General features: G+C 63.6%; 13 protein-coding genes. 8 read left to right on the forward strand and 5 right to left on the reverse strand.

Going from position 1 to position 14,697, the window contains the following annotated elements; translation table 11 throughout:
* Positions 1-5: 5 nt before the first annotated feature.
* Positions 6-2,063 carry a DNA topoisomerase IV subunit B gene (parE, locus tag BSY16_RS05225; protein WP_069058679.1) on the reverse strand — a complete coding sequence of 686 codons (2,058 nt, stop codon included), beginning with the start codon at positions 2,061-2,063 and terminating at the stop codon, positions 6-8.
* A 306-nt stretch (positions 2,064-2,369) separates the two neighbouring features.
* On the opposite strand from parE, the gene BSY16_RS05230 reads away from it, so the two are divergent.
* The 4 genes from BSY16_RS05230 to pyrG all read left to right on the forward strand — a co-directional run bounded on the left by BSY16_RS05230 (position 2,370) and on the right by pyrG (position 6,461).
* Complete coding sequence (locus BSY16_RS05230; RefSeq protein ID WP_069061388.1) at positions 2,370-3,254, forward strand: alpha/beta hydrolase; 885 nt, start codon at positions 2,370-2,372, stop codon at positions 3,252-3,254.
* Positions 3,255-3,305: 51 nt separating this feature from the next.
* Positions 3,306-4,076, forward strand: coding sequence for a triose-phosphate isomerase (gene tpiA / locus BSY16_RS05235; protein ID WP_069058680.1), 771 nt, complete (start codon positions 3,306-3,308; stop codon positions 4,074-4,076).
* Positions 4,077-4,198: 122 nt separating this feature from the next.
* Entirely contained in the window at positions 4,199-4,684 is a 486-nt protein-coding gene (secG, locus tag BSY16_RS05240) for a preprotein translocase subunit SecG (protein WP_069058681.1), read from the forward strand.
* 148 nt (positions 4,685-4,832) lie between these two features.
* Positions 4,833-6,461, forward strand: a complete 1,629-nt coding sequence (gene pyrG, locus BSY16_RS05245; RefSeq protein ID WP_069058682.1) for a CTP synthase — start codon at positions 4,833-4,835, stop codon at positions 6,459-6,461.
* 51 nt (positions 6,462-6,512) lie between these two features.
* On the opposite strand, the gene BSY16_RS05250 is transcribed toward pyrG, so the two are convergent.
* The gene (locus tag BSY16_RS05250) at positions 6,513-7,736 is read right to left on the reverse strand and encodes an MFS transporter (RefSeq protein ID WP_069058683.1); all 1,224 of its coding nucleotides are present in this window, start codon (positions 7,734-7,736) and stop codon (positions 6,513-6,515) included.
* A gap of 118 nt (positions 7,737-7,854) precedes the next feature.
* On the opposite strand from BSY16_RS05250, the gene BSY16_RS05255 reads away from it, so the two are divergent.
* On the forward strand, positions 7,855-8,445 hold the full coding sequence (locus tag BSY16_RS05255) for a TetR/AcrR family transcriptional regulator (protein WP_069058684.1): 591 nt from the start codon (positions 7,855-7,857) through the stop codon (positions 8,443-8,445).
* An 8-nt stretch (positions 8,446-8,453) separates the two neighbouring features.
* On the opposite strand, the gene BSY16_RS05260 is transcribed toward BSY16_RS05255, so the two are convergent.
* Both BSY16_RS05260 and BSY16_RS05265 read right to left on the reverse strand, forming a co-directional pair.
* On the reverse strand, positions 8,454-9,605 hold the full coding sequence (locus BSY16_RS05260; protein ID WP_150129880.1) for a glycosyltransferase: 1,152 nt from the start codon (positions 9,603-9,605) through the stop codon (positions 8,454-8,456).
* 208 nt (positions 9,606-9,813) lie between these two features.
* Positions 9,814-10,359, reverse strand: a complete 546-nt coding sequence (locus BSY16_RS05265; protein WP_069058685.1) for a cysteine hydrolase family protein — start codon at positions 10,357-10,359, stop codon at positions 9,814-9,816.
* 101 nt (positions 10,360-10,460) lie between these two features.
* Here BSY16_RS05265 and BSY16_RS05270 point away from each other — a divergent pair, with 101 nt between their 5' ends.
* The gene (locus BSY16_RS05270) at positions 10,461-11,420 is read left to right on the forward strand and encodes a GlxA family transcriptional regulator (protein ID WP_069058686.1); all 960 of its coding nucleotides are present in this window, start codon (positions 10,461-10,463) and stop codon (positions 11,418-11,420) included.
* A gap of 73 nt (positions 11,421-11,493) precedes the next feature.
* Here BSY16_RS05270 and BSY16_RS05275 read toward each other — a convergent pair whose 3' ends face one another.
* Complete coding sequence (locus BSY16_RS05275; RefSeq protein ID WP_069061390.1) at positions 11,494-12,735, reverse strand: NAD(P)/FAD-dependent oxidoreductase; 1,242 nt, start codon at positions 12,733-12,735, stop codon at positions 11,494-11,496.
* A 144-nt stretch (positions 12,736-12,879) separates the two neighbouring features.
* On the opposite strand from BSY16_RS05275, the gene BSY16_RS05280 reads away from it, so the two are divergent.
* Together BSY16_RS05280 and kdsA are read left to right on the forward strand one after the other, a co-directional pair.
* The gene (locus BSY16_RS05280) at positions 12,880-13,773 is read left to right on the forward strand and encodes a VOC family protein (RefSeq protein ID WP_069058687.1); all 894 of its coding nucleotides are present in this window, start codon (positions 12,880-12,882) and stop codon (positions 13,771-13,773) included.
* 1 nt (position 13,774) lies between these two features.
* On the forward strand, positions 13,775-14,614 hold the full coding sequence (gene kdsA, locus BSY16_RS05285; RefSeq protein WP_069058688.1) for a 3-deoxy-8-phosphooctulonate synthase: 840 nt from the start codon (positions 13,775-13,777) through the stop codon (positions 14,612-14,614).
* Positions 14,615-14,697 lie beyond the last annotated feature (83 nt).

Here is a 14,697-nt window from a genome sequence, read left to right on the forward strand (position 1 = left end):
AAGCCTCAGATATCAAGGTTGTCGGCGAAGACCGCACGCTCCTGGATGAAGCGGAAGCGGGCTTCCGGTTTGGTGCCCATCAGGTCGTCCACGGCCGTGCGCGTGCCCTCGAAATCCACGTCGTCGATGGCGACCTTGAGCAGCGTGCGCTTCTTCGGGTCCATCGTGGTTTCCTTGAGCTGCGCCGGCAGCATTTCGCCAAGGCCTTTGAAACGCCCGATCTCCACCTTGCCACGGCTGTTGAACTCGGTGCGCATCAACTCCTCGCGGTGCCCGTCGTCACGTGCATAGAGCGTCTTGCCGCCTTGGCTGAGGCGATAGAGCGGCGGCACGGCGAGGAAGAGGTGGCCGCCGCGGATGAGGTCCGGCATTTCCTTGTAGAAGAAGGTGATGAGCAACGAGGCGATGTGCGCGCCGTCGACGTCGGCATCGGTCATGACGACGACGCGCTCGTAGCGCAGGTCCTCTTCGCGGTATTTCGAGCGGGTACCACAGCCGAGCGCCTGTATCAGATCGGAAATCTGCTGGTTGGCGCTGAGCTTTTCGCGGCCGGCGCTGGCGACGTTGAGAATCTTGCCACGCAGCGGGAGAATGGCCTGGTTGGCACGGTTGCGTGCCTGTTTTGCCGAGCCACCGGCCGAATCACCCTCGACGATGAAGAGTTCGGCGCCTTCGGCGGAGTTCTGCGAGCAGTCGGCGAGTTTGCCGGGCAGGCGGAGCTTGCGCACCGCCGTCTTGCGGCTGACTTCCTTCTCCTTGCGGCGACGCAGGCGCTCTTCCGCGCGTTCAATCACCCATTCGAGCAGCTTTGCCGCTTCACCCGGATTGTCGGCGAGGTAGTGGTCGAAGGGGTCGCGCAGCGCATTCTCGACGATGCGCTGGGCTTCGACGGAGGCAAGCTTGTCCTTGGTCTGGCCGACGAATTCCGGCTCGCGGATGAAGACGGAGAGCATGCCGACGGCCGAGATCATCACGTCGTCGGTGGTGATGCCCGCCGCCCGCTTGTTCTGTGTCAGTTCGGCGTAGTTCTTCAGGCCCTTGGTGAGCGCAATGCGCAGACCGGCCTCGTGCGTGCCGCCGTCAGCCGTCGGGATCGTGTTGCAATAGGAATGGATCAGCGAATCGCCACCATACCAGGTGACTGCCCATTCGAGCGAACCGTGGCCGCCCGACTTTTCGCTCTTGCCGGCAAAAATCTCGCGGGTGACGGTGTAGTCCTTGCCAAGCGTTGCCTGGAGATAGTCCTTCAGGCCGCCGGGGAAATGGAAGACGGCCTTTTCCGGTGTTTCAGAGCCTTCCGGCAGCAGTGACGGATCGCAGCTCCAGCGGATTTCGACACCGCCGAAAAGATAGGCTTTCGAGCGGGCCATGCGGAAGACGCGGCCGGGATCGAAACGGGCATGCGCGCCGAAGATTTCCGGGTCGGGATGGAAGCGCACCTTCGTGCCGCGACGGTTGTGCACGTCGCCAAGCTCTTCCAGGCCGCCGACCGGCTTGCCGCGCGAAAAACGCTGGCGGTAGAGTTTCTTGTTGCGGGCGACCTCGACCTCGAGATGGTCGGACAGCGCATTGACCACCGAGACGCCGACGCCGTGCAGGCCGCCCGAGGTCTCGTAGGCCTTGCCGTCGAACTTGCCGCCGGCGTGCAGTACGGTGAGGATGACTTCGAGCGTCGACTTGCCCGGCATCTGCGGGTGGTTCTCCACCGGGATGCCGCGGCCGTTGTCGGTGACCGTCAAAAAGCCTTCGGCGTCGAGGTTGACGTCGATGAAGTTGGCATGGCCGGCAACCGCTTCGTCCATAGAGTTGTCGATGACTTCGGCGAACAGGTGGTGCAGCGCCTTCTCATCCGTGCCGCCGATATACATGCCGGGGCGCATGCGCACGGGCTCGAGGCCTTCGAGCACGCGGATCGCCGAGGCATCGTAGCCGCCCGAGCCTTCGCTGATGGGCTGCCGTGGCTCGCGTGCAGGCGCGGTCACCGTCGGCGTTTCGGCCGGAGCGGCAGGCTGCTTGGCGGGCGTGGAGGGTATATTGGCGAAAAGATCGTTGTCGTCTTGCATGGGCTGTTCAGAGTTTGTTCCGTTTGCCAGTTCTCCCGTCGATCCGGGTGGATCGGGGTTTGGCGAAAATAAGTTCATCGGCGAATCACCAACGACTCTGCCAGATTCCGTGGGGTTTCGCGATGACAGACTGGCGAATAACCGGCTGAATCCGGTCTGCCACCCTGTCTGATTTTCCGCCGCATCGTGCGACGCCGAGCGATTCCACCCGGCGGCACATGCGCGAAGCCTCGCCAACCGCTTGCCGAGGATTGCGTTGCGCGTGGGCGGATGGCAAGTATCGCCACCGCAAGGGAGCGCCAGTTCATGCCTCAGTCCACAGTTCATTGCTTTCGCCGGCTGGTTCTGGCGGCGCTGTTCGCCGGAATGGCCGTGCAGGACGCGGCCGCACTGACGCTCGATGCCTGGAAGGATGCGCTGTTTACCTATGGCGATGTGGTGGAAACGTCGGATGACGGGGCGCTTCGCGTTGTCGACTACCAGGAACTGCGCGACATCAACGGCCGCGATCAGGTGCCGGAGCGTCGTGTAAAGGCCGCCTATGTGTCGACGGCGGTAAAGAAAGCGCAACAGAACGCAACGATCGATACACCGGCAGGGCCGATCGACGTTTCGATGACGGGCAAGGGCGAGGGGGCGGCCTTCAGCGTCATCTTCATCCATGGCCGCGGCGGCGATCGCCGGCTCGGCAGCAACGACTGGAATTTCGGCGGCAATTTCAACCGGCTGAAGAACCTCGCGGTGCGTGGTGGCGGCGTCTATTATGCGCCGAGCGTGCCGTCTTTCGATGACGCGGGTGCGGCGCGCGTTTCGGGCCTCATCCTCACCGCCAAGGCGCTCTCGCCGAATGCGCCGGTCATTCTCGCCTGCGCCTCGATGGGCAGTTTCATCTGCGCCCGCGTCGCGCGCGATCCGGTAGCGGTCAAAAGCCTTGCCGGCATGGTGCTGATGGGTGGCGCGGCGGATGGCGACTATGCGAAGACGCCGGCCTTCAAGGCGAAGCTGCCGGTCTATTTCACCCACGGCGACAGCGACAGTGTCTATGCCGCCAATGACCAGATCACCGTGTTCCGCAAGCTGCGCAAGGCCGGTGTACCGGCGCGCTTCGTGCTGTTCCAGACCGGCGGCCACGGCACGCCCGTGCGCATGACGGACTGGCGGGAAACGCTCAACTGGCTGTTTGCGCAATAGGCTTCGATTTGCTACGCCGCAAGCGACCGATTTTATGGATAGGGAGGCCTCATGACACCGGACGTAACCCCGCTTGTTGCCGGGAACTGGAAGATGAACGGCACGCGTGCATCGCTCGACCAGATCAAGGCGATGGCCGAAGGCGTGAAGGGGCCGCTCTCTGAGAAGGTCGAGGCGCTGATCTGCCCGCCGGCGACGCTGCTCTATGTGGCGACCGCACTCTGCGACGACAGCCCGCTTCTGATCGGTGCGCAGGACTGCCATGAAAAGGCATCCGGCGCGCACACGGGTGACGTTTCGGCGGAAATGATCGCCGACTGCTTCGGCACCCACGTCATCGTGGGGCATTCCGAGCGCCGCACCGACCACAAGGAAAGCGATGCACTGATCCGTGCCAAGGCCGAGATCGCCCACGAAAACGACCTCGTCGCCATCGTCTGCATCGGCGAAACCGGGGACGAGCGCAAGGACGGCAAGACGCTGGACGTGCTGAAGACCCAGCTTGACGGCTCCGTGCCGGACGCCGCGACGGCGGAAAACACCGTCATCGCCTATGAACCGGTCTGGGCGATCGGCACGGGTCTGACGCCGACGGCGGCAGACGTGGAAGAGGCGCACGCCTTCATGCGCGCCGAACTGACGGCCCGTTTTGCCGGCGAGGGCGCCAAGATGCGCATTCTCTATGGCGGCTCGGTAAAGCCCGGCAACGCCAGGGAGCTGATGGGGGTCGCCAATGTCGATGGCGCGCTGATCGGCGGCGCAAGCTTGAAATCGGACGACTTCCTTGCCATCTACCGGGCATACGAAGAGCTCACAGCCTGAAGCTTGTTTCGCCTGCCTGCAAAAGGGCAGGTGGATTGACTGGTAGGGCTTGGAATGGTGCGCGGCTTGGTATATTGAGCCGCAAACCTGAAATTTGGGCCGTCTGGCCGGGATCCTGAAACATGCAGACCATTTTGCTCGTCATCTATCTCATGGTCGTCGTCGCGCTGATCGGCGTCGTGCTGATCCAGCGCTCTGAAGGCGGCGGCCTCGGCATCGGCGGCGGCTCCGGCTTCATGTCGGCGCGCGGCACGGCCAATGCCCTGACGCGCACCACGGCCATCCTCGCCACGCTGTTCTTCGTTCTGGCGCTTGGTATGGGCATCATCGCACGCTACGAGACGCAGCCGACCGACATTCTCGACCGTATCCCGGGCACGACCGGCACGGGCGGCGTTCTTGACGCGCTCGGCGGCGGCGAACAGAGCCAGGGCACGCAGAACAACCAGACGCCTGCGACGACCGGCACCGACGCCGTTCCGACCGAAGGTGGCGCGGCAACCGGAACCGGCACCGGCACTGGCAATACGCCCACCACGACCGGCACCGGTACGACGGGCGGCGCAACGGGCACGGAACAGAATTCCGGCGTCCCGAGCGGCCAGTAAGCTGCAAGGACTAAAAGACAAACCGGCCGGTTGGCGAAACCCAACCGGCCTTCTTCTTGTGTAAAACGCCGATTGCGCCTTCCGAAATCACGCCCAAGGTGATTTTTCGGTGGCGGAATCGATTTTGAAAAGGTATTCGGTGACTCCCATGGCGCGATATGTATTCATCACAGGCGGCGTGGTTTCTTCCCTCGGAAAAGGCATCGCTGCCGCTGCACTCGGAGCTCTCCTTCAGGCTCGCGGTTACCGCGTTCGCCTCCGGAAGCTAGACCCCTATCTCAATGTCGATCCGGGCACCATGAGCCCGACGCAGCACGGCGAGGTGTTCGTCACAGACGACGGTGCGGAAACCGACCTCGACCTCGGCCACTATGAGCGCTTTACCGGGCGTTCGGCCACGAAGACCGACAACATCACCACTGGTCGCATCTACAAGAACATCATCGACAAGGAACGCCGCGGCGACTATCTCGGCGCGACCGTGCAGGTCATCCCGCACGTTACCAACGAAATCAAGAACTTCGTCACCGATGGCAACGAAGACTACGATTTCGTTATCTGTGAGATCGGCGGCACGGTGGGCGACATCGAGGCCATGCCCTTCATCGAGGCGATCCGCCAGCTTGGCAACGATCTGCCGCGCGGCACGGCCGTCTATGTCCACCTGACGCTGATGCCCTACATTCCGGCTGCTGGCGAGCTCAAGACCAAGCCGACGCAGCACTCCGTCAAGGAGCTGCAGGCCATGGGCATCCATCCGGACATCCTGCTGGTGCGTGCCGACCGGGAAATCCCGGAAGCCGAGCGCAAGAAGCTCTCGCTGTTCTGCAACGTGCGCCAGACCGCCGTGATCCAGGCGCTCGATGTTGCGTCGATCTACGACGTGCCGCTCGCCTACCACAAGGAAGGCCTGGACGACGAGGTGCTCGCCGCCTTCGGCATCGAGCCGGCGCCGAAGCCGCGTCTCGAAGCCTGGCAGACGGTTTCTGATCGCATCAAGACGCCGGAAGGCGAGGTTACGATCGCCATCGTCGGCAAGTATACCGGCCTCAAGGATGCCTACAAATCGCTGATCGAGGCGCTCTACCACGGTGGCATCGCCAACCACGTCAAGGTCAAGCTTGAATGGATCGAGTCGGAGGTCTTCGAAAAGGAAGATCCGGCACCGTATCTGGAGAAGGTGCACGGCATCCTCGTTCCCGGCGGTTTTGGCGAGCGCGGTTCCGAGGGCAAGATCAACGCGGCGCGCTTTGCCCGCGAGCGCAAGGTGCCGTATTTTGGCATCTGCTTCGGCATGCAGATGGCGGTCGTGGAAGCGGCACGCAATCTCGCCGGCCTTGAAAAGGCGTCGTCCACGGAATTCGGCAAGACGGCCGAGCCGGTCGTCGGCCTGATGACGGAATGGGTGAAGGGCAACGATCTGGAGAAGCGTTCCGCGTCGGGCGATCTCGGCGGCACGATGCGTCTTGGCGCCTATCGCGCGACGCTGAAGGGCGGCACCAAGATTGCCGATATATACGGCTCGACGGATATTTCCGAACGTCACCGTCACCGCTACGAGGTGAACGTCGACTACAAGGACCGGCTGGAAGGCTGTGGCCTCGTCTTCTCCGGCATGTCGCCGGACGGCGTTCTGCCGGAGACGGTGGAATATCCGGATCATCCGTGGTTCATCGGTGTCCAGTACCACCCGGAACTGAAGAGCCGCCCGCTCGATCCGCACCCGCTCTTTGCGAGCTTCGTGGAAGCGGCGCTGGAACAGAGCCGCCTCGTCTGAGGCAATCCATTCAAAATGAAAAAGCCCGGCATCTCTGCCGGGCTTTTTTGTTTATTCAGCGGCTTGCACCAGCGGGCAGACCCCGTCATCGCAATCCTCGCCGGCAAGTACGCGCTGGCCAAGCCCGATGGTGAGGACGGCGCCGAGGCCGGCGGCGACGGAGACCCAGAAGCCGTTCTGCGCGCCGAAGTTATCGACCGCCCAGCCGGCGACGAAGGCGCCCAGGGCCATGCCGATGCCGATGCCGGTGGTGACCCAGGTGACGCCCTCGGTCAGCATGCTTTCCGGCACGCGACGCTCGACGATGCCGAAGGCGGTGATGAAGGTCGGCGAGATGGCGACACCGCTGAGGAAGACTGCGATTGCGAGCATAGGAACCGTGCCTGCGAAGGGCAGGGGCAGCGCAGTCAGCGCCAGGATGGCGACGGCGATCATCAATTGCTTCTGGAGTGCCATCTTCGGGTTCAGGGCGCCCAGGATGAGGCCAACGACGAAGGAGCCGACGGCGTAGACGCCGATGACGAGGCTGGCGGCATTCGGTTGGCCGAGTTCCTTGGTGATCGCCACTGCGCTGACTTCCGCCGTTGCGAAGGTGGAGCCGACGAAAATGAGGGCGAGCGTAATGATCTGTACGGGGCGGAGACGGATCGCCGATTTCTGTGGCGTGCTGCCGGCGACATGGCGGACCGCCGGTTGGGTGGAGCGCTGCAGCACGAAGGCGAGCGTGCCGATGGCGAGGAAGGCGGTGCTGATCAGCATGCCGGCTTCGGGGAAGAGTGCCACGGCGAGACCGACCGACAGCGAGGCGCCGGCAATGTAGACCAGTTCATCGGCCGCCGATTCGAAGGCGAAGGCGGTGTTGAGTTCCGGGCGATCGCGGAAAATGTCGCTCCAGCGGGCGCGCAGCATGGCGGGCATGCTGGGCATGGCGGCGGCGAGGAAGGCGGAGACGAAGAGCGTCCAGACGGGCCAACCCTGGTTGGTGCCGATGATCAGCGCCAGGAAGGCGATGACGGCGATGATGGTCGCCGGTGTCAGCACGGCCGCCTGGCCGTAGCGATCGACGAGGCGGGAGACCTGCGGCGAGATCAGTGCGTTGGTCAGCGCGAAGGTGGCGGACACGGCGCCGGCGAGCCAGTACTCACCGTGGGTCTGCGACAGCATGGCGACGATGCCGATCGGCGCCATGGCGATGGGAAGGCGTGCGAGGAAACCGGCGGCGGAAAAGCCTTTCGTTCCGGGCACGCTGAAAATCTCTTTGTACGGGTTGGCCATGGCCTGCTCCTGAAAATGAACCGTCCTGCCACTTACATACGTGGCGTATGTCGAAGAGATAGTTGCATACGTGGCGTATGTCAAATAAAATACGCGGCGTATGTGAAAGGAAAATGCCATGCGCAAACCGCGCGAGGAAATGATTGCAGAAACGAAGGCCAAGCTGATTGCTGCCGGGCGGCTGGCTTTCGGAACCGTGGGCTATGCAGATGCGTCGATGGATGACTTCACGGCGGGCGCCGGGCTGACGCGCGGCGCGCTGTACCACCACTTCGGCGACAAGAAGGGGCTTCTCCAGGCGGTCATCCGGGAAATCGACGCGGAAATGACGACGCGGCTGCACCAGGTTTCGGCAGCGGCTCCAAATCGCTGGCAAGGGTTCGTTGCAGAATGCGTCGCCTATATCGAGATGGCGCTGGAGCCGGAAATTCAGCGCATCATGTTTCGCGATGGGCCGGCAGTGCTCGGCGACGTGTCGCAATGGCAGACCACAAGCGGTTGCATCGCTGCCCTCAGCCGCAGCATCGAGGAATTGAAGGCCGATGGCGTGATGGCGGATATCGATACGGAGGCGGCGGCTCGCCTGATCAACGGCGCCAGCAGCCATGCCGCCTTGTGGATCGCCAAGTCGGAGGCGCCGGAAGAAACCTCCCGGCGCGCGGTGCAGGGTTTTCGAACGCTGCTGGAAGGGCTTTGCCTGAAGAGCTGACCGGGCTTTTACGATCCGGCCGGCGCTTCCTTCAGTTCGCAGGCAGTGGTGCCGATCGTCATCGTGTTGCCGCGCCAGTCGATATTGCCGCCGACCCAGCTGCGCAGCCAGATGGCCGGCATCATACAATCGCGGACGATCATGGCCGGGACGGACCAGACGGAGAGCCGCCAGCCCTTGGCAAGTGCAAGCGCCACTTCCGGCAGGTAGATGGCCGCGAGCACCAGAAGTGCGGCCGGCGCAAGCGTTGCGTCGGACATCATGGCTGCGACAAGCGCCAGTAGCAGCGGCGGGATGGCGCCGAGCAGGATTTCCGGGGTGAAGAAACTCGGGAAAGTCACGCGGCGCAGGCGCGACCAGCGGCACTGGCGTGACCAGATGTCGTGCCCCGTGCGGCGCCCCAGCGGTTGCTCGAAGGGCGAGGAGACGAGGTGAACCTTCAGGCCGAGCCGGCTAACGAGCTTGGTGGAGGCCGCATCCTCGGCGATTTCCGCGCTCAGCGCATGGATGCCGCCATTCGCATCGAGCATGGGCTTGTACCAGAGCATGCTCTTGCCCTGCGCAAAGCCGAGCCCCAGCGCTTCGCCGGCATATTGCCAGCGTGCCTGCTGGGTGTTGAGGAACATGCATTCCACCTCCGCCCAGAAGCCATCCGGCCGCGAGCCGAGCGGCGTCGAGCAGACCAGGCCCGAATCGGTCCGCCAGCCGCCCATCAGGTGCTGAATGTAATCCGGCGGCATCAGCACGTTGGAATCGGCGAGGATCACCCAATCATGGCGCGCCGCCTGCCAGCCCTTGACGCAATTGTTGAGTTTTGGATTGGCGCTGATGCGGTCGTCGCCGACGAGGATACGCGCAGCGACATGGGCATGCCGCGCGGCCGTCTTCTCGATTTCGGGGATGATGGGGTCGCCGGCATGGGCGACGCAGAACAGCAATTCATAGTCCGGCCAGGTCAGGCGAAAGGCACGGTCCAGCGTTTCGGCCGTAAAATTCTCGATGCCGCGGACGGGAACGACGATCGAGACCGGTGGCTTTTCGTCGATTGTCGGCGGTGCGGCGTCGGCTGGTTTCAGCCGCTTGCCGGCGATCACGATGCTGGCGAGGTTGGTCGCGACAAGAGCGCCCGAGGCAAGGGCGAAGGCCTGAGCCATGTCCATTCAACGCGTACTCCGCTTGGCGCCGGTCCTGGCGGCTGCCGGGTGCATTCACGCGGGAAGAGACATCATTGTCACATGACAGGCGAATGACGCGCCGCAATACGCGCGTTCGACGGACGGTGATTTCCGCAGGCTTCCGTCTTCGGCTGGCCATCCCCGCCGGAGCGGAGATGGCCATTTTTCAGGTTTTTTCAGATGCTTCTCGGATTCAAGACAGGAATTCGGCCGTCGTCGTGACTTTGCCGTAGCCGAATTCGAGCGCTGACATGATCGTGGCGTGAACCTGTGCGGCGGGCACGACCGAATCACCAAACGCCTTGTCGCGCGTGGCGCAGGCATCGTGCACGACGGTGAGCCCGTAACCGAGATCGGCGGCGGCGCGGGCGGTCGCGTCGATGCAGACGTCGCTCATCGCACCGACCACCACGACCTCTTCGATGCCTCCGTCCTGCAAGGTCTGCTGGAGTGTCGTTTCGCGGAAGGAATTCGGAAAATTCTTGACCACGACCGTATCGCCCGTCTGCGGCGCTACCGCCGGGATCGGATGGATGCCGTCGGTGTTCGGGGCAAAGAGCGGTGAGTCCGCCTCCTTCGACACGTGATGAACGTGGATGATCCGGTCACCTTTGCCGCGTGCGGCGTCGACGACGCGGGCGGCGTTGGCGGTGGCGGCATCGATGCCGGTCAGCGCGAAGCTGCCGGAGGCGAGATAGTCCTTCTGGAGGTCGACGATGATGACGGCGCGTTTGCTCATGGGAGATCCCTTCTGCACATGATTGATGTCATGGACATTCTGCCCCGGGCCTGCCATCTCTCGCCATTGGCGATATCGACATAATACAGGGTGAAAGTGACATGGCAGTCGCAGCCGAGATTGGACTGGTGCTTTATCCCGGCGTGCAGATGGCGGCCGTGCTCGGCATGACCGATCTCTTCAATTCGGCGATGGAACTGGCCGGCCGGAAGGGCGAGGCCGGGCCGGTACTCGGGGTCAGCCACTGGAGGCTGGAGGACGGGCGGCCGGTGCGCATCGAAGCGAGTGCTCTCCCGACCGGGGCGCCGCGGCCCTGTGTTCTCGTGCTGCCGCCCGCACTTGGCGATCCCGTCCGCCGGGAGGACGCGGCGCCCTTCGCCGCCTGGCTGCGCGAATGCCATGCCAATGGCATTCAGCTCGCCTCGATCTGTGCCGGGGCCTTTTTGCTTGGCGAGACGGGGCTGCTGACCGGCCGGACGATTACCACCAACTGGGTGATTGCCGAGACCTTCGAAGTGCGTTTTCCCGATGTTCATGTCGATACCGATCGGCTGCTCAGCGACGATGGTGACATCGTCACGGCCGGTGGCGTCATGGCCTGGGTCGATCTCGGGCTGAAACTGATCGACCGTTTTCTCGGGCCCACGATCATGCTGGAGATCGCGCGGCAATTCGTCATCGATCCGCCGGGGCGGGAGCAGCGCTACTACAGCACCTTCTCGCCGCGCCTGCTGCATGGCGATGCGGCGATCCTAAAGGTGCAGCATTTTCTGCAGGCGACGGAGGCGAAGGAGATCGGCCTTGAGGGGCTCGCTGCGCAGGCGGGGCTCGAAGAGCGCACCTTCCTTCGGCGTTTTCGCAAGGCGACGGGGCTGACGACGACGGACTATTGCCAGCGACTGCGGGTAGCGAAGGCCCAGGAAATGCTGCAATTCACCACGCGCTCGGTCGACAACGTGGCGGTGGACGTCGGCTATAACGATCCCGGCGCCTTCCGGAAAGTTTTTGCCCGAATCGTCGGGCTGACGCCGGGAGACTATCGCAAACGCTTCCGCTCCTGAGCGCATACTCCCGTTGAAAGTGATTGCGCACGACCGTCATCGTGCATAGCGCGGCCTTCCGAAAGGCGTTTTGTCAGGTAGTGCCTGGACTGAAGGCGAAGAGGTCCGCGTCCGCATCGCCATGGCCGGCGATCTCCGACGAAACGATCTCTGCGGCGATCTGGCTGAAGGTGATGCCGTTGCCGCCAAAGCCCATGACGGCGAACACGTTGTCCATGCCGGGAACGCGCCCGATCAGCGGCAAGCCGGTGCGGGTCGTACCAAAGGGGGCAGCCCAGGTATATTGCGGCGCCGGCAGGGAGAGGCCGAGCAGGGCTTCGACTTTCCTGCGGATGGTTGTCGCCTTGTTTTTCAGCTTCTGCGGCGAGGCGAAGGCGTCTTCGCTCTCCTCGTCCTCGCCGCCGGCTACCAGCCGGCCGTCGCGCGAGCGGCGCAGATAGAGATAGGGATCGGCGCCTTCCCAGACGATGCAGTCCTTCAGCCAGTCCGGCAGGGCAATTCCGGGTGGCGTGGCGAGCGCCCAGGTAGAGATGATGGCGTGGTCCTTGTGCGCAAGTGTCTCCAGGAACTCGTAACCCGAGCAGAAGACGGCGTGGCGGGCGGCGAGAATCTTGCCGTCGGCCGTGGCGAGGAAGACACCTTGAGTCGTTGAGCGCACATCGGTGATTTCGAGCGGGTTGACGAGTTCCACCCCGCGCCTTGCCGCCGCGCGCAGGATGCCGGCGGCCATCTGGGCCGGGTTTGCCGAGGCGGAAATGTCGCTAAGAATAGCGCCGGTGCGATTGAGGGAAAAACGCTCGGCGAGGCCGGCGGCGTCGAGAAAATCGGCCTCGATATTGGCTGCATGACGCGCATCGACTTCGGTGCGCAGGGCGCGGGCGCCATATTCGTCGCCCGCAAGGAAGAGCGTCTTCTTACGCTCGAAGCCGCAGGAAAGGCTGAGATCGGCGACGATGTGTGTCAACTGCTCCACGGCGCGCGCCGAGCGCTGCCAGGCGCGGGCGGCCTTTTCCGCGCCGATCATGCCGGCGAGTTTGTGGAGCGGGATGTCGATTTCGTGCTGGATCATCGCGGTGCTGGCGAGCGTGCTGCCATGCACGGGTTGGCGGCGGTCGACCACGAGCACGGAGCGTTTTCCATCCGCCAGCGCATGCGCCATCAGGGCACCGGAAATGCCGGCGCCGACGATGATGACGTCGTAGTCATCCCTCGATGGCGTTTGCTTCGTGTGAAGCGCGATGCGGGGCGAGTCGGCCCAAAGGGGGCGGGATTCGTGCAGATCGCGCTGGCGGGTGATGTCATCGGACTTTGAAATGGGAATGCTCCGGTGCGGAAGGTGGTCTGGAATGGCTGGCGGATGGAAAAGTTCCGGGCGTCTCCGCCTGTCATGCTGGTGCTTGCATTGCGGACCGAAAGCATGCAAAGCACGGGGCGCCTGAAACACGACCGGATTTTACCCATGACCGTGAGTTCGAGAACGCCTCGCCCGATCGACCATCTGGTGTTGCCGGTGTCCGATCTCGGTGTTGCCCGCGAGCGTCTGACGGCGCTCGGTTTCACCGTCGCCAAGGACGCGCGCCATCCCTTCGGGACGGAAAACTGTTGCGTCTTCCTCTCCGACGGCAGCTATCTGGAGCCGCTCGGTATTGCCAATCGCGAGGAGTGCGAGGAAGCCGCCCGCAAGGGCAATGTCTTCGTCGCGCGCGACCAGGCCTTTCGTTTCCGCCGCGGCATAGAAGGCTTTTCCGGCATCGCCATGGCGAGCAGCGACGCCTGGGAAGACGACCAGCGCTACACGACGGCCGGCCTTTCGGGCGGTGAGGTGCTGGAATTCTCCCGCGACATGCTGCTGCCCGACGGCACATCGGCGACCGGCAGTTTTCGACTGGCCTTTGCCGCCGACCAGCGCAGCCCGGATTTCCTCTTCTTCGCCTCGCAACGCATCCTGCCGCTGCCCTCCGACCGCAAGTCGCTGGAAGCGCATGAGAATGGTGTCGTGGCGCTCTCGGAGGTCGTGCTGTCCGAGCAGAACCCGACCGACTTCCAGTACCTCGTGCAGGAAGCGGCCGATGAGCGCGAGGTCGAGGCCCTGTCCTTCGGCATGTCCGTCGATACGCCGCGCGGCCGCATCACCGTGCTGAACGATGCCGGCCTTGAAGGATTCTATGGCATTCCGCCGGTTGTGGGCACGGACCGTGGCCTCAAGGGGCGGGCGGTCGTGTTCAAGACTTCCAACCTGTCCGATTGTCGCCGCCTGCTGACGGAGCGCGGCGTCGCCTTTAAGGAGCGGGACGGCCGCCTGATGGTGCCACCGGCGCCGGGGCAGGGTGTCCACTTCGTCTTTGGAGAATGAGATGAAAACCAATTCCACCGTTGTCGTCGGCGAAGGCCCGAAGAAGGTCACCTTCTCGCAGACCGAACGCTTCTCGCTGATCGCCGGCCCCTGCCAGATGGAGAGCCGTGACCACGCCTACATGATGGCCGAGGCGCTCGTCGAAATGACCGACAAGCTCGGCATCGGCCTCGTCTACAAATCCTCCTACGACAAGGCGAACCGCACCTCGCTGTCCGGCAAGCGCGGCATCGGGCTGGAGAAGGCAATGGAAATCTTTGCCGACCTCAAGAAGGATTTCGGTTTTCCGGTGCTGACGGATATTCACACGGAAGAGCAGTGCGCAATCGTCGCCGAGACGGTCGACGTGCTGCAGATCCCGGCGTTCCTGTCGCGCCAGACGGACCTGCTCGTCGCTGCCGCCAAGACCGGCCGCGCGATCAACGTCAAGAAGGGCCAGTTCCTCGCGCCCTGGGACATGAAGAACGTGCTCACCAAGTTCACCGAGAGCGGCAATCCGAACGTCATGCTGTGCGAACGCGGAGCGTCCTTCGGCTACAACACGCTCGTCTCCGACATGCGCTCGCTGCCAATCATGGCCTCGCTCGGCGCCCCTGTCGTCTTCGACGCGACCCACTCCGTGCAGCAGCCGGGCGGGCAGGGCGGTTCGACCGGTGGCCAGCGCGAGTTCGTCGAGACCTTGTCGCGGGCCGCCGTCGCGGTCGGCATTGCCGGCCTCTTCGTCGAAACGCATGAAGATCCGGACAATGCGCCGTCGGATGGCCCGAACATGGTGCACCTGAAGGACATGCCGCGGCTTCTCGAAAAGCTCGTCGCCTTCGACGACATCACCAAGAGCTGAGGCTTCAAACGGATGACATGGAGACGTGCCATCCGTTTTTTACAACGGCTGCCTGCGCCATTGTAATTTCCGCATCGTCGATT

This window comes from Sinorhizobium sp. RAC02, from assembly GCF_001713395.1.
Classification (GTDB): Bacteria; Pseudomonadota; Alphaproteobacteria; order Rhizobiales; family Rhizobiaceae; genus Shinella.

Coding starts and splice junctions, on each gene's coding strand:
- parE (WP_069058679.1), bottom strand. CDS start 2,063: ATGCAAGACGACAACGATCTTTTCGCCAATATACCCTCCACGCCCGCC.
- BSY16_RS05230 (WP_069061388.1), top strand. CDS start 2,370: ATGCCTCAGTCCACAGTTCATTGCTTTCGCCGGCTGGTTCTGGCGGCG.
- tpiA (WP_069058680.1), top strand. CDS start 3,306: ATGACACCGGACGTAACCCCGCTTGTTGCCGGGAACTGGAAGATGAAC.
- secG (WP_069058681.1), top strand. CDS start 4,199: ATGCAGACCATTTTGCTCGTCATCTATCTCATGGTCGTCGTCGCGCTG.
- pyrG (WP_069058682.1), top strand. CDS start 4,833: ATGGCGCGATATGTATTCATCACAGGCGGCGTGGTTTCTTCCCTCGGA.
- BSY16_RS05250 (WP_069058683.1), bottom strand. CDS start 7,736: ATGGCCAACCCGTACAAAGAGATTTTCAGCGTGCCCGGAACGAAAGGC.
- BSY16_RS05255 (WP_069058684.1), top strand. CDS start 7,855: ATGCGCAAACCGCGCGAGGAAATGATTGCAGAAACGAAGGCCAAGCTG.
- BSY16_RS05260 (WP_150129880.1), bottom strand. CDS start 9,605: ATGGACATGGCTCAGGCCTTCGCCCTTGCCTCGGGCGCTCTTGTCGCG.
- BSY16_RS05265 (WP_069058685.1), bottom strand. CDS start 10,359: ATGAGCAAACGCGCCGTCATCATCGTCGACCTCCAGAAGGACTATCTC.
- BSY16_RS05270 (WP_069058686.1), top strand. CDS start 10,461: ATGGCAGTCGCAGCCGAGATTGGACTGGTGCTTTATCCCGGCGTGCAG.
- BSY16_RS05280 (WP_069058687.1), top strand. CDS start 12,880: ATGACCGTGAGTTCGAGAACGCCTCGCCCGATCGACCATCTGGTGTTG.
- kdsA (WP_069058688.1), top strand. CDS start 13,775: ATGAAAACCAATTCCACCGTTGTCGTCGGCGAAGGCCCGAAGAAGGTC.